Source organism: Alicyclobacillus shizuokensis NBRC 103103, assembly GCF_001552255.1.
In the GTDB taxonomy this organism is placed as follows: domain Bacteria; phylum Bacillota; class Bacilli; order Alicyclobacillales; family Alicyclobacillaceae; genus Alicyclobacillus_G; species Alicyclobacillus_G shizuokensis.
In genome coordinates this window covers 89,205-103,489 of sequence record NZ_BCQV01000002.1, presented here as the reverse complement: position 1 = coordinate 103,489, position 14,285 = coordinate 89,205, and the positions used below count along the sequence as shown (strand labels likewise).

The 14,285-nt window shown below is 61.6% G+C and carries 12 protein-coding genes; 9 read left to right on the top strand and 3 right to left on the bottom strand.

The annotated features are described in order from the left end of the window. The first annotated feature begins 69 nt into the window (after positions 1 to 69). Positions 70 to 711, top strand: a complete 642-nt coding sequence (locus tag ASH01S_RS01170) for an RsfA family transcriptional regulator (RefSeq protein WP_245628885.1) — start codon at positions 70 to 72, stop codon at positions 709 to 711. 81 nt (positions 712 to 792) lie between these two features. After that, on the top strand, positions 793 to 2,088 hold the full coding sequence (locus ASH01S_RS01165) for a Ger(x)C family spore germination protein (protein WP_067922168.1): 1,296 nt from the start codon (positions 793 to 795) through the stop codon (positions 2,086 to 2,088). Between the two features lie 7 nt (positions 2,089 to 2,095). Here ASH01S_RS01165 and ASH01S_RS01160 read toward each other — a convergent pair whose 3' ends face one another. The 3 genes from ASH01S_RS01160 to ASH01S_RS01150 all read right to left on the bottom strand — a co-directional run bounded on the left by ASH01S_RS01160 (position 2,096) and on the right by ASH01S_RS01150 (position 4,465). After that, positions 2,096 to 2,620 carry a hypothetical protein gene (locus tag ASH01S_RS01160; protein WP_067922165.1) on the bottom strand — a complete coding sequence of 175 codons (525 nt, stop codon included), beginning with the start codon at positions 2,618 to 2,620 and terminating at the stop codon, positions 2,096 to 2,098. 151 nt (positions 2,621 to 2,771) lie between these two features. Then, positions 2,772 to 3,539: an elongation factor P 5-aminopentanone reductase gene (gene ymfI, locus ASH01S_RS01155; RefSeq protein WP_245628884.1), complete on the bottom strand. Its 768-nt coding sequence runs from the start codon at positions 3,537 to 3,539 to the stop codon at positions 2,772 to 2,774. A 104-nt stretch (positions 3,540 to 3,643) separates the two neighbouring features. Continuing rightward, positions 3,644 to 4,465, bottom strand: coding sequence for a hypothetical protein (locus ASH01S_RS01150; protein ID WP_067922163.1), 822 nt, complete (start codon positions 4,463 to 4,465; stop codon positions 3,644 to 3,646). A gap of 221 nt (positions 4,466 to 4,686) precedes the next feature. On the opposite strand from ASH01S_RS01150, the gene bshC reads away from it, so the two are divergent. The 7 genes from bshC to ASH01S_RS01115 all read left to right on the top strand — a co-directional run bounded on the left by bshC (position 4,687) and on the right by ASH01S_RS01115 (position 14,283). Next, complete coding sequence (gene bshC / locus ASH01S_RS01145; RefSeq protein ID WP_067922161.1) at positions 4,687 to 6,330, top strand: bacillithiol biosynthesis cysteine-adding enzyme BshC; 1,644 nt, start codon at positions 4,687 to 4,689, stop codon at positions 6,328 to 6,330. 238 nt (positions 6,331 to 6,568) lie between these two features. After that, complete coding sequence (gene mraZ / locus ASH01S_RS01140; protein ID WP_067922159.1) at positions 6,569 to 7,000, top strand: division/cell wall cluster transcriptional repressor MraZ; 432 nt, start codon at positions 6,569 to 6,571, stop codon at positions 6,998 to 7,000. Positions 7,001 to 7,015: 15 nt separating this feature from the next. Continuing rightward, the gene (rsmH, locus tag ASH01S_RS01135) at positions 7,016 to 7,966 is read left to right on the top strand and encodes a 16S rRNA (cytosine(1402)-N(4))-methyltransferase RsmH (RefSeq protein ID WP_067922157.1); all 951 of its coding nucleotides are present in this window, start codon (positions 7,016 to 7,018) and stop codon (positions 7,964 to 7,966) included. 120 nt (positions 7,967 to 8,086) lie between these two features. Continuing rightward, on the top strand, positions 8,087 to 8,470 hold the full coding sequence (locus ASH01S_RS01130) for a septum formation initiator family protein (protein WP_067922155.1): 384 nt from the start codon (positions 8,087 to 8,089) through the stop codon (positions 8,468 to 8,470). Between the two features lie 17 nt (positions 8,471 to 8,487). After that, positions 8,488 to 10,686: a penicillin-binding transpeptidase domain-containing protein gene (locus ASH01S_RS01125; protein ID WP_067922154.1), complete on the top strand. Its 2,199-nt coding sequence runs from the start codon at positions 8,488 to 8,490 to the stop codon at positions 10,684 to 10,686. A gap of 99 nt (positions 10,687 to 10,785) precedes the next feature. Further along, entirely contained in the window at positions 10,786 to 12,741 is a 1,956-nt protein-coding gene (locus ASH01S_RS01120; RefSeq protein WP_245628883.1) for a stage V sporulation protein D, read from the top strand. 60 nt (positions 12,742 to 12,801) lie between these two features. Continuing rightward, positions 12,802 to 14,283 carry a UDP-N-acetylmuramoyl-L-alanyl-D-glutamate--2,6-diaminopimelate ligase gene (locus ASH01S_RS01115; protein ID WP_067922153.1) on the top strand — a complete coding sequence of 494 codons (1,482 nt, stop codon included), beginning with the start codon at positions 12,802 to 12,804 and terminating at the stop codon, positions 14,281 to 14,283. The last annotated feature ends 2 nt before the right edge of the window (positions 14,284 to 14,285 follow it).

Below are 14,285 nucleotides of genomic sequence, written 5' to 3'. Positions count from 1 at the left end.
CTATCGTTATTTGGGAATAACGGATAAAGAGACAAGGGAGTTGTGCACGCTTTCAGGAGGCTATCGGATATGCGACAGAGTGTACGGACGATGCGACAGGATGCTTGGACGCAGGAAGACGACGCCATTTTGGCGGAAATCGTGCTTCGCCATATTCGGGACGGCAGCACCCAGTTGGCGGGATTCAACGAAGCCAGCCGACGCTTGGGGCGAACGGCTGCGGCCTGCGGGTTTCGCTGGAACGCGGTGGTGCGCAAGCAGTACCGTCCCTCCATCGAAGGGGCCAAAGAGGAACGCAAGGAAAGAAAGTCGCAGCAGATTCAGGCGCAGCTGGAGGGAGGAGATTATGATCACCCCACGGCGACGCTGATGAGTTGGGCTCAGGTGCTGCGCTTTTTGCGGCAGGAGAAAAACACTGCCCAACAATGGGCTTCGCGCTGGCGCGCGGCCGAACGCCAGGCGGCTGAATGGAAGAGCAAATTTGAAGGCTTGGCCCGCGAACACGAGAAGCTGTCGGAACAATACCAGCGCTTGAGTCGAGACTACGATGTGATTGTCGAGGATTACCGCTCTCTCGTTCAGATTGTGGAACGAGCCCGCAAGGCCACGTTGTTTGACAACGAGTCGATTGACCACGGGTTCATGTACCGGATTGACGAGTACGGCAATCTGGAACGTGTGCACGAGGATCGTCTGGAATCGGCCGAATGAAGGCCGCCGTGCCGGCTTGACCAGGTATAAACGCGGGTTTGGGAGGCAAGCTAACGGCCGTGGAGGAAGGTGGCCGAAGCGATGCACCGCCTGCGCAAGTGCGGGGTATGGATATTGGCAGTCTGTTGCCTGTGCCTTTCGACCGGGTGTTTTGACCGTCAGGAGTTGGAGCAACTCGCTTTTGTCACAGGTGTGGGGCTCGACAGAGCCCCCAACGGCCTGCTCGACGTGACATTGCAAATCGCAGCGCCGCAAGGCAACGAGAGCAGTAGCGGCGGCAGCGGCAAGGAGCAGGGCAAGGGGACGCAGCCGGTGACATTTCGCGTGCACAGTATTCCCGAGGCTCTCTCCCTGGCCAACACGAGCATCGAACGGACGGTTACGCTGTCCCACTTGAGCATTGTGGTGTTTGGCGAAAGCTTGGCCAAGGAGGGGCTGAAAGACACCTTGGAACCGATGGTGCGCTTTCGCGAGTTTCGGCGGACCCTGTTCGTCGCCGTGGCCAAGGGACGAGCTCTGGACATTTTTAACAATGACAACCTGATGTTGGAGCGGTCCACGGCGCGCTTGGCCGACAATCTGTTCGTCATGGCGAATCGCGATGGGTTATTTCCGTCCAAACAACTGCAGGATATTCTGGTCGCCATAGAAAATCCGCACGAGGACCCTCTGCTACCCGTCTTCGCGGTCAACAGCCAGGTGGCCCAAACCTCCGGAAGCGAAGCGTCGAGCGGCCAGGACGGCGGTACGGGTCAAGGGGGCAACAAGGCAGGGGGGCCTATCGAGGAGACGAAAGTCGATTTCAATCCTGGTCAGGTGGCGCGCTCCGGCGGCAACCCGGTGGAGTGGATTGGCGGCGCCCTGTTCAAGGGGGACAAACTGATGGCCTACTTGAACGGGCGGGAGATGCTGTATCTGCGGATATTGGACGGATCGCTGCACAGTGCGAAAATGGACTTCCGCGATCCGCTTCACCCCAATCAGATGATTGGTCTGTTTTTGCGCAAAGAACGGTCGCCCAGCGAACAGCTGACGCTGACGAACCCGCCCCGCGTACGTTTTCTTGTGCCTCTGGACGCCGATTTGACCAGTGCGGTCGAGCCGTCCGCACAACGCTCGCTACTTAGCCTGCAGATTGAGCGGGATCTCGACCAATCGATGGCCAAAGAGATGAAGGCGCTGCTGAACAAGTTGTACCATCAATACCAAGTTGATCCGATTCTGCTGTCACGCCGCCTCCGCACGCACTTTCTCACCCACCAAGAGGTGGTTCAGTATCCCTGGCGTCAGCAGATGCGATCCGCCCAAATCGACGTGCAGGTGGACCTGAACATCCGCCGATTCGGCATCCAGGCGATGCCAAGACAGGCGAAATGAGATGGGCTCAACCCATCGGCGGCCACCCCGGAAGCTGGGGGCGGGGTTCCCAGTGGGGCTGCAGCGGGCCTGGGAAAGTGGGCTCAGTTCCATGGCTTTGCCTGTCCGCTATCCGGGGCCGCTGCGCATACGGAGGCATGGCAGGCCTTATCGGTTGGCGGTGTGGTGATGTGTCCGGCGCCTGCAGCGGGCGTTGACCCTCATCCGCCTCGCTCGATTCTCCGTCGCCGTTGGCGATGGACACGGCCGACTTACACGCCCACTGCAGCATCGTCCGGAACCACGGATTTTGCATCAGCTCCAGTAACGGTTTGGCGTTGATGCCGTCCTCTTCGGCCAGGGCGCTGCGCAGGGTTTCGGAGAGGGTCAGCAGCAAATTCAGGTATTCCTCGGTATTCATGCCCAGCAGGGAGGCTTCTCTGTGCAACCGCTGGCGGATGTCGGCCGGCAGCGGCCGCGCCCTCCGCTTTGTCCGAGTTGTTTGTTTGGCTGGGGACTTTCGACCCCGTGTAGGACCGTGGTTGTTTCTCACTGCCGCCCCCTCCTTCCGCGGCACCTGTGTCGAACTTGTGGCAGGCGTTCGGCTCGGTCACGAAACGATTCTCCGATAAACAATGCAAGGGTGGCCGCGTGAGGCAGGGCGAGTGTGCCGAGCGGGCCTGGGGATCGGTTGCCCGGAAGCACTAGGTTACAAGGCCCCCGTTGGGGCTGAGGACTTGGCCGGTTAGGTAGGACGAGGCCGGCAGCGCCAGAAAACGCACACAGTGGGCAACTTCCTCCGGGGTGCCGATGCGTCCCACAGGGATTTCGTTTAGCAGCTGCGTGGCGTCTTGCGCATCCAGGGTGGCGGTCATGTCTGTAGCGACAGCTCCTGGGGCGACTGCGTTCACCGTAATTCCGGTGCGACCGAGTTCTTTGGCTAGGGCGCGCGTCAAAGCGATAACCCCTCCCTTGCTGGCGGAGTAGGCTGCTTCACAAGCGCCCCCCGACAACCCCCACACCGATGCGATGTTGATGATGCGTCCGTATTCTGCACGCAGCATATAAGGGAGGACAGCCTGGGTGCATAGGTACACCCCTGTCAGGTTGACTCCGATGAGTTGTTGCCAAACTTGCCATGGAGTCTCTTGAAACAATCCACTCCAGGCGATCCCCGCGTTGTTGACGAGGATAGAGGGAGCCCCCAACGCCGTGGCTGCGCTCATCAGCCGGGACACCTCGTTGGGGTGCGCGACATCCGCCTGAACCGCCAGCGCCGCGTCTGCCAGAGCTCGGCACTGGCTGGCCACGTGCTCGGCTTCTGCCTGCGCCCGGTGGTAATTGACGATGACGCGCGCTCCGGCCGCGGCCAGACTGAGGGCTATGGCGCGGCCAATGCCGCGGCTGGCACCGGTGACAATGGCAACCTGTCCGGATAACGGTTTTCCTTCTCCCGGATACTCTTGTCCCACTGGGAGCACCACCTCGCACTCGACCTGCTGGACCCTGGGGTTTGCGTTGCCGTGGATGGGCGAGACCTTCGTCAAGCCACGCGAGCCGTGGGAGCGCAGCGGGGTCAGCGCTCGCGAATGGGCAAGCGTAAGCGTTCCCATACCGCCCGGCCAGCCACGACGGCCGTCGCCAGGACCAAGCTGCTGGTGATCCATTGTCCAATCGAAAAGTAGACAGGGAGCGGGTTTCCGGCCAGTTGGATGGTTTCCACAAACGACGGCGGCAGGGACGGGTGTACGTCGCTGCGATGAAGGAGCGGAACCAGCCTGTCCAAGACGCCTTGCGCCGCCTGATTGACTCCGCGCCCCAGAGCATCGGCAATCAGGTACCAGAGAAAGAACGGGCCGGAGATCAGCGCGGAGACCGGTGACAACCACAAGATGAGCAGGTCCATAATCAGCACGCAGGCCCACCAATACCAAGCGATGGAGAATCTGCGCAACAAGGCACGGTACAACCTAGATAACAGCCAGACGGCCAGGGCGGGACCGGTGGCGATAATGAATGCCCAAAGCCAATGGCGGCCTGCACGCCGGCGGTTGCCGGACGGATTTGACGGCGCCTCCGAAACGCTCTGTATCCGAGGGTCCGGGGCCGGTCGGGGCTCACGTGCGTGCGGCAGAGGAGCGTCCGCACGGCTGGACGCATCTTCGGTGCGCACCGCGTCCGCACCGGTGAACAATCCTGGGCGGGCGCCCGATTGCGGCCTCTGCAAGACGGGATGGGTCGCCAACAGGCGGCGGAACTCGGTCTCGCTCAGGTTCGCGTTCAACAGGTCGGGACTGACGTCCAGCACGTACACACCAAACTCTATTTCCCATTCGCGAATCGATTTCCTCTCCGGTGTGGGTTGGGTAAAGTTTGGCTTCACCCGAAAGCGACTCATCGTTGGGCCTCCACTTCGCGTCATTCTGCTCCCAGTATAGCGCAATTTGCTGGCGCGATTGCGGATGCGGACTGGTCCGTCGGATCCTAGCAGGCGCCTACAGCAACCCCGGCTGCTTACGAGGCTTGGTTGACTTTACTTCAGAAAGTACAGTCGATATGATAGTGTGGCGAACGGCAACAAGCATTCATTGAGCGCGGCCAAAGGAGCGATACGTGGATATGGAATGGATTCGGCGCACGGCTGCCAGCGGCAACCCGCTGACGGACCTGCACATGTCGTCGTTTGCGACAGTATCGCACCTGTATGATGGGCAGGATCCGACTTCGGTTCATACATACCGGGAACGGGCTCGGCATGTGCGTGCCGACTATTCACCCGCAAAACGACGGGCACTGGTGGACGCGCTGCGGGCTTATCATAGGGCTCTGGGTGCGCCCGAGGCGTCGCTGCAGCAGGTGGAAAGACTCGCGCACCCGGAGGCCGTCGCGGTGGTGACAGGACAACAGGCGGGGTTGTTTGGCGGTCCCCTGTTTGCTTTGTACAAGGCGCTCAGCGCCGTGGGCATCGCCCGCCGTCTGGAACGGGAATTGCGATGTCCCGTGGTGCCGGTGTTTTGGGTTGCCTCGGAGGACCACGATTGGGCGGAAGTGAATCACGCCTACATCCTGGACGGTGCGGACGAACTCCAGAAGCTGCAGTTGCGGCAAAAGGTTTCCCCTCATCAAATGGTGTATCACCAACCCCTCACGCGGGAGGCGGTGGATGAGGTGCTGGCTACAGCCCACCGATTCCTCGCTGGCGAACCGAATACTGTCGAGGCTCTGAACACCCTGCGCAGCCTGTTCGAACCTGGGATGTCGTTGGCCACCTGGTTCGCTCGGCTGTTGGCGAGATTCACGGCCCGGCATGGAGTCGTGTTGTTTGATCCTTGTCTGCCCCCCTTGCGGGAACTGGCGAAGCCGGTCTGGGAACGGGCCCTCGTCGGGTACAAAGACGTGCAGGCGGAGCTGGACGCGGCTTACCGCGATGTACGGGCCTTGGGCATGGCGCCTGCCGTGGTCCGCGACGCGACCAACACCACGTTGTTCTATGTGGAAAACGGAGAGCGCTATGTTCTTGAGCAGACGGACGAGGACGGGGTTTTGCGAGTGCGCGGCCTCGGCATACAGAGAAGCGTATCCGATTGGGTGGCGTTGGCCCAAGAACAGCCTACACGCTTCAGCAGCAATGTGCTGCTGCGTCCGGTCGTTCAGGATACCGTGCTCCCTACGTTGGTCTACATCGGGGGCGCTGCTGAGATTGCCTATCATGCTTTGGCACGGGGAACGTTTCGGGCACATGGACGGGTGCTGCCGCCACTGCTTCTGCGCCAGCGGGTGACCTTGTATCCGGCCAGTGTGCTGCGGCACATGCGCCAGTGGAGCATTCCTCGGGAGCGGCTGTATGAGCCGGCGAATCTGGTGCAGGAGGCCCTGGCAGGTCTTGGGATGGATCGCCTGGAAGCCTCATTTCATGACCTGGAGGCGGAAACGCGAGAGCGCTGGCAGGCCTGGGCGGAGCAATTCTCCGATTGGGGACAGCAGGTGGCTGCGATGGCGCAGGCGCAAGCCGCGCGCGAAGCCCAGGAACTGCAGCGGTTTCGCGCTAAGGCGCGCCGCTGGCTGGAACTGCGCCACGACGCACAGGTCCGGCAGCTGCGCCACATTGAGCGCTGGCTGTGGACAGACGGCCACCTGCAGGAGCGGCGGTTGTGCGTTCTCAATGTCTGGTGTCGGCACGGGGAGAGCGCGCTGCGCGAGTTACCTGTATGGGAGGATTTCGATCAGCCGGGGACGGTGTACGAAGTGGACCTGGACGTCTGAGCGGACTGCCGATTCGCCGTTGCGAACCGAGCCGAATCTCCTGGACAGAATACATCTGTTTTCTTGTCTGCTGAAACGGTTGCCAGCCGTTTCAGCTTTTTTAATGGACGTTTTTATGGACAAGTGAAATTTCTCGCGTAGCCAAGCAGGAGAATCAGCGTTTACCGCGAAAGCTATGTGCTAAGTGGTGTGAAGTGGAGTGAAGTGGGGCAGAGTGGGGTAAAGGTGGTGGACCGGTGTGTTCATGGGCGAGTTTCAGCATACCCTCGATGACAAAGGGCGTATGATTGTGCCCGTCCGCTTTCGCGAGGAACTGGGCAACTCGTTCGTGATCACACGTGGTCTCGATAAGTGCCTGTTTGTATACCCCATGGCTGAGTGGGAAACTCTGGAGGGCAAGTTGAAGGCCCTTCCCCTCACCCGCGCGGATGCGCGTTCCTTTGTTCGGTTCTTTTTTTCTGGAGCCAGTGAGTGCAGCCTCGACAAGCAGGGCCGCATGCTGATTCCAGGCTCCCTGCGGGATTATGCCGGCTTGGAACGGGATTGTGTTGTCCTCGGCGTGTCGAACCGGGTCGAAATCTGGGCCCAGGCCACTTGGCAATCGTATTCCGCCAACGCGGCGGAATCCTTTGCGGAGATTGCCGAGAACCTTGTGGATCTTTCGTTTTAGGGGTCGATGGCTGCGATGACGACTGAGCCGTTTCATCACGTCACGGTGCTGTTGCAAGAGACAGTGGAGCTTTTGCGTCCGCAACCGGGGGGGATGTTCATCGACTGTACGCTCGGTGGCGGTGGACATAGCCGATGTTTGCTCGAGCGCACGGCTCCCGATGGTCGGCTGTTGGCACTGGACCAAGACCGTACGGCGTTGGCCCACGCCCAGACGTGGGCAGCGGGTGTGGCACCGGGACGGATGACCACGGTTCACACCAATTTTCGCCATGTTGCAGAGGTGGCCAGACGACATGGGTTTGGTGCCGTGGACGGCATCCTGTTTGACCTCGGCGTCTCCTCTCCCCAATTTGACGATCCGCACCGTGGCTTCAGTTACCGGCACGATGCGGAACTGGACATGCGCATGGACGCGGATGCGTGCGGCCCCACGGCCGCCGAACTGGTGAATCAGGCGGACGCCGCGGAACTGGCCCGTATCTTCTCCGAGTACGGGGAAGAGCGGTTTGCCCGTCGCATTGCCCAGGCGATTGTCCGCACGCGGGAGCGTGCACCGATTCGCAGCACGGGTCAACTGGCGGAAATTGTGAAAGGGGCGATCCCGGCCGCTGCCAGGCGGTCGGGGCCCCACCCGGCGCGTCGCGTGTTTCAGGCGCTGCGTGTGGCGGTCAATGATGAGCTCGGGGCGCTTCGGGACGCCTTGGAGCAGAGTTTGGGATTGTTGACGAGCGGCGGGCGGATTGCGGTCATCAGCTTTCATTCCCTCGAGGACCGGATTGTCAAACGGACCTTTGCGAGCTGGGCGGAGGGGTGCATCTGCCCGCCGGATTTTCCCGTTTGTCGCTGCGGACGTACAGCGAAGGCCAGGGTGATTACCCGCAAGCCCGTCCAACCCGGCGAGCGGGAAAAGAAGCAGAACCCCAGGTCGCGCTCGGCGAAGTTGAGAGTGGCCGAAAGGGTCTGAATTCAATGTGTGGATGTTTTGAGCCGGTGGTACCGGTCGCGCGCGTAGCCCTTGCGGCCAGCGCAGGCGGTGGTTCCGGTGCGATATACGAGTGCAAAGTCGATGAGGAGGAGAGGAAATATGCCAGCGAGTTCATCGAATGCCGCATGGGCAGCGCCGCAGCGGGAGGTTCACAGGGAGCAGCGACAGGTTGCGGTTTCAACGCCGAGACCACGCAGAGACCGGTTCACCCGCTATGACCGAATTTCCATCTTTGCGTGCATCGTCATCTCCGCCGGCATCCTCTGGTTTATCGCGATGCAAAGCGCGCAAATTGACCGCATCAATTACCGCATCAGTTCGCTGCAGCAGCAGGCACGGCAGGTGGAGGCGGAGAATGCGGCGCTCACCAAGGATGTGGACGAGTTGAAGCGGCCAGCCAGGATTCTGTCGATTGCCCTCAATCAGCTGCACATGAAGTACGCCGATCCCGTCCAGATTTCGGGCAACACGGGCGGCCAGTGACATAGGCGGTGCCGCCCATGAATGAGAATCGTCCAAGCCGGCACCGGCGCCGCGTTTGGTTGCTGCAGGCAGGGTGCCTGCTGGCGCTGGGTGCGGTGGCCGTTCGCATGCAGATTGTTCAACACGTGTTTGGCGGCCGGTTGCTGGCCCAGGCGGACAAGGCGCAGACGGTGACGACGCAGCTGTTGGCTCCCCGCGGCCAAATCTTGGATGCGCAGGGAAACCGCCTGGCCTACGACGTATCCGCGTACATGATGGACATTCGCGTCCAGGATTTCAGTGATCGGGAGCAGCTGGCGCAGCTGTTAAGTCGCGCTCTGGGCGTCAAGAGCAAGGACGCGCTGGCGATTGTCGACAACCACAAATACACTTGGGTGCGCTGGCCGCACCCGGTCTCGGAGACCCAGCGCCAGGCAGTGCTGTCGTCTCTGAAGGCCCTGTCGCAAAAGGGTCGCGCTTCTGCCAAGGGTCAGTCTGGACGGACGTCAAGCAAGGACCTGACACAGAGTGTCACATTCACCCCGACGGAGCAGCGCTTTTATCCTAACGGGACGTTTGCCGCCAATGTGATAGGTTACGTGGATCAACATGGCCAGGGACAAGGCGGGCTGGAACTCCAGTACAATCGGCTGCTGAAGGGAACCGACGGGTTGGTACGGTATACGAAGGATGGCGACGGCTTTCCTCTGCAGTGGACCATGCAGGTGGAGAAGCCGGCCAAGCCGGGGGACAACCTGCAGTTGACGATTGATCCAACCATCCAGGGGTTTGTCGAGGAGAAGATGGACCAACTGGTCAAACAGTACCATCCGGAGCACGCCGCCATCATCGTCACCAACCCCAACACAGGGGCCGTGCTGGGAATGGCCAGTCGTCCGACCTACGACCCCAACCAGTACTGGAACGCCAGCGCCAATGCCCTGTCCAATTGGGCGGTCAACAGCGCTTTTGAACCGGGGTCGACGTTCAAGGTGATTGTATTGGCCGCGGCGCTGACGGTCGGGGCTGTCAACCTGAACGACACCTTTGAATCCGGCCACCTGGAGGTCTCCGGGCGCACCATCTATGACTGGAACCGCGTCGGTTGGGGGCGCATCACCTTCGAGCAGGCGATGGAGGAATCGAGCAACGTGGGCTTTGCGACCATCGCGCTGAAGCTGGGCTGGACCAACCTCCTCAACTTCATGAACCGGTTTGGCTTGCTTCACCAGACCGGGATTGACTTGCCGGGGGAAGCGAACTCCATCATCTTTTCCGATTCCGATCGCGGCAAGCTGCAATTGGCCACCTCCGGCTTCGGTCAAGGCATCGCGGTGACGCCGATACAACAGATGGCCGCCGTCGGGGCGGTGGCCAACGGCGGGAAGTTGATGAAGCCGTATGTCGTGCAGAAAGTGATCGATCCAGACACCGGCAAGGCCGTGAAAACTTTTCATCCAACGGTGCTCGATCCGCACGTTATTCCCGAGAGTGTGGCGCAGACGGTGTCCCACGTTATGGTGCTCGATGTGTCGAAGGGCATCGACAAGGCCGGCTATCTGCCTGGGTACGATGTCGCAGGCAAGACCGGCACGGCGCAGGCGGTCGACCCCAAGACCGGGAAGTACTATTCGGACCGGTTCATCGTTTCCTTTATCGGCTATGCGCCTGGTTGGGATCCTAAGGTGGAGGTCTATGTCACGCTGTATTGGCCGAAGACGGCGGCCAGCAACCAGTGGGGCAGCACGGTGGCCACGCCGGCGGCGCGGGATATTTTGAAGGAATGCATGCAGTATTATCGGATCTCCCCGCGAACGGATGGGCAATCGGACCACAAGAGTTCGCCCGGATCTGGGCAGCATGCCACCCAGTACGTGCAGATGCCCGATGTCGCGGGTCAGAGTTTGACCGCGGCCAAAGCAGCCTTGGAACAACTAGGCCTGCATGTCGAGGTGGTGGGCGGCAACGGCACGGTGGCCCGTCAGTGGCCACAGGCCGGGCTGTCTTTGGCAAAAGGAACCAAGGTCTACCTGTACACGCCTGGCAGCGGTGACACGCTGCATATGCCAGATCTGACCGGCGCCTCTTTGCGGGAAGCCGGCAACATCCTGGCCGCCATGGGCCTCAACCTGGAGGCGGACGGCCAAGGTTTTGTGTCCGCGCAGTCGGTGGCTCCCGGCAAGCCCGTCCGCCGCGGCCAGACCGTCCACGTCACGTGTCAAAGCGGTGAGTCCTAACCTGCGGCCCGGCCCTCGAGCCTTTGTATCCCTCTGGATTCTAGCAGACAGATTGTCCGCATACGATGATGGGTGAGAACAGGCTGGGGGGCGACGTCGGTGCGTGTGACACGCGGCTTGGTCAGGCGGCGTTTGCTGCTGCTGTTGCTGTGTCTGTTGGCTGCGGTCGGGGGCCTGTTGGGGCGCTTGTTCTACATTCAGATGGTGCAGTCGCCCTGGCTGGGCGCCCAGGCGGATGCCCTGTGGCGGCGCAACATCCCGGTCGCGGGCATTCGCGGCACCATCTACGACGCGAACATGCACGAGTTGGCCTACACAGCCAGCGCTCCGAGCGTGATCGCGGTGCCGGCGCAGGTTGAGGACAAGCGAGGGACGGCCATGAAGCTGGCCAAAATCCTGGACATGTCAGAGAAGCGTGTGCTCACCCTGCTCCAAAAGCGGGACGCGACCGTCTACATTTCGCCCGGCGGGCGGCGCATTAGCGAGCGGCAGGCGAATCAGATTCGCGATCTACAATTGCCGGGCATCTATCTGACCGAAGAAGGCAAGCGCGCCTATCCCGAAGGCGCGTTGGCCGCGCAGGTGCTCGGCATCACCGGGGCTGACAATCAAGGCCTGACCGGTGTGGAAAAGGAATATGACCGAGAATTGGCCGGTGACAAGGGCTATATCAGTTTTTTCGCCAAGGCCAGCGGTGAGAAGATGCCCGGATCTGGACAAGTGTACGTCCCGCCGACCGACGGCGAGGACTTGGTGCTGACCATCGACGAGCAGATTCAGCGCTTTGCGGAACGCGAGATGGAACAGGCGGTGGCCGAGTACAACCCGGATGAGGCGACCGTCATTGTGGCCAACCCGAAAACCGGGGCCATCCTGGCGATGGCGAACTATCCGAGTTTTGATCCGTCCCATTGGCGCGACTATCCGTCTTCTACCTACAACCGCAATCTCGCCATTTGGAAGACATTTGAGCCGGGCTCCACGTTCAAGATTGTGACCCTTTCGGCGGCTCTGCAGGAGGGTAAGGTGAGCCTGAACGACCGTTTCTATGATCCCGGCTACTACGAGGTGGCCGGCCACCGGATCAAGTGTTGGAAGGCGGGAGGGCACGGCTCCCAATCCTTTCTGAACGTGGTCGAAAACTCGTGCAACCCTGGCTTCATCGCGCTGGGCGAGCGCCTGGGCAAGACGACGCTGTTCTCCTACATTCGCAAGTTTGGCTTCGGCCAGAAAACGGGGATTGACCTGCCGGGCGAAGGCCGCGGCATCCTCTTTCGGGAGAGCAAGGTGGGGCCGTTGGAGTTGGCCACAACCGCGTTTGGGCAGGGGGTATCGGTGACGCCCATCCAGCAGGTGATGGCGATGTCGGCGATTGCCAACGGAGGCCTGCTCATGAAACCACATGTGGCCAAGGAGTTTCTCAATCACGATACGCACCAGGTGGTGCAGACAGTGCAGCCGGAGGTCGTCCGCCGCGTGGTCTCGGCCGAAACGGCCGCCAAGGTGCGCCAGACCCTGGAGAGCGTGGTCGCGCGGGGCACAGGCAAGAACGCGTATGCGGAGGGGTATCGCGTGGCCGGGAAGACCGGTACGGCGCAGGTGGCGGAACACGGTCGGTACAGCAGCAGCCACTACATCGTTTCGTTCATCGGCATGGCGCCAGCGAATGACCCAAAACTGGTGGCCTATGTTGCCATTGACCACCCACGGCCTAGGCAAAGCGCGGTGTTTGGCGGGACGATTGCAGCCCCGATAGTCGGGCGCCTGTTGGCCGACAGCTTGGCCTATCTGGGGGTGCATCCGTCGCAGCAGGGGCTGAGTAAGAAACGGTCGTGGAATGAACCGGCCATGGTCACCGTCCCCAATCTCATCGGACTCTCCATTGGCGAGGCCCAACGCAAGACGATGACCAGCGGCCTGAACCTGAAGACCCAGGTGATTGGCACGGGGAAGTACATCGTCTCGCAGGCGCCCGCGGGTGGCAGCAAGGTGCCGGAGGGTTCGACGGTGCGCCTGTTCCTGGGCGACGCACCGCCGGGCGGTTCGGGCAATTGACAAGGCCTCGCAAAACCACTAGATTGGGCATGGTAGTTCGGCCGGTAAGGAGGGTGTCGGGTGCTCTTGTCGCAATTGTCACGGGTCTTGATACGCAAGCAGTGGATCGGCACGGGGGATGTGGAGGTTAGCGGGGTCTGTTCAGACTCCCGAACCGTGCAGCCGGGAGACCTGTTCGTCGCCCAACGCGGGTACACCGTCGACGGGCATCAGTTTGCCGGGGATGCCGTGCGGCGGGGGGCGGTGGCCGTCGTGGGCGAGCGGATCGTCCAAGGGGTGGCAGTGCCGCAGCTGGTGGTTCCAGACTCCCGTTTGGCTGGCGCCATCCTCGCCGATGTGGTCTACGGCCACCCGTCTCACCACCTGCAGGTCATCGGAGTGACAGGCACCAACGGCAAGACCACGGTGACCCACCTCATTGAACAGGTGTTGTCGATGGCTGGGCGCAAGACGGGCTTGATAGGCACACTCGGCTCCCGCATCGGCGGCGAGTACCGCACTGGGGTCAACACAACCCCAGAAGCGGTGGAGCTGCAGTCCCTGTTGGCCGAGATGGTGGCGGCCGGTTGCCGCTCTGCGGTCATGGAAGTTTCTTCGCACGCGCTGGACGTAGGTCGGGTGGCCGGCATCCGTTTTCACATCGGTGTCTTCACCAATCTGACGCAGGACCATCTGGATTATCACGGGACGATGGAAAACTATCGCGCCGCCAAGGGCAAGCTGTTTTCCCGGCTCGGCAACACGTACGGGGATACGCCCGCTGAGTGCGCCTACGCGGTCGTCAATGCGGACGACCCAGCCGCGCACTACATGCGCGAGCAAACCGTGGCCGAGACAGTGACGTACGGGATTGACCAGGCGGCCGACGTGCGGGCGCGCGAGATTCATCTGCATCCGCGAGGGGCGAGTTTCCGCGTCGATTGCTTTGCTGGCAGCGCCCAGGTGAATCTGCGCCTGACCGGGCGGTTCAACGTATACAACGCGTTGGCGGCGTTTGCGGTTGGTTTGATTGAAGGCTTGACGCCGGAGCAGGTGGCCGAGGCGCTGGCGGCGGTGACAGGGATTCCCGGCCGCCTGGAGGCGGTGGTGGCCGGGCAGCCCTACACCATCCTGGTCGATTACGCGCATACCCCGGACAGTGTGGAAAACGCGCTGCAGGCGATTCGGGAATTTGCCGAACGACGGGTGATTTGCGTGATTGGGTGCGGCGGCGACCGGGACAAGGGCAAGCGGCCGTTGATGGCGGCGACCGCCTGTCGGCTGGCCGACTGGACGGTTTTGACCAGCGACAACCCGCGCACGGAGGACCCGGAGTCCATCCTGGACGACATGGAGGCCGGCGTTCGCCGTGATTACCCAGACCGGTACGAGCGCATCTCGGATCGGCGCGAGGCGATTTTCCGCGCGGTCGAGTTGGCCCAGCCGGGCGACGTGGTGCTTGTGGCCGGCAAAGGGCATGAAACTTACCAGATCATCGGACACACGAAGCACCCATTTGACGACCGAGAAGTGGCGCGTGAGGCTGTCAATGCTCGGTCGTGATG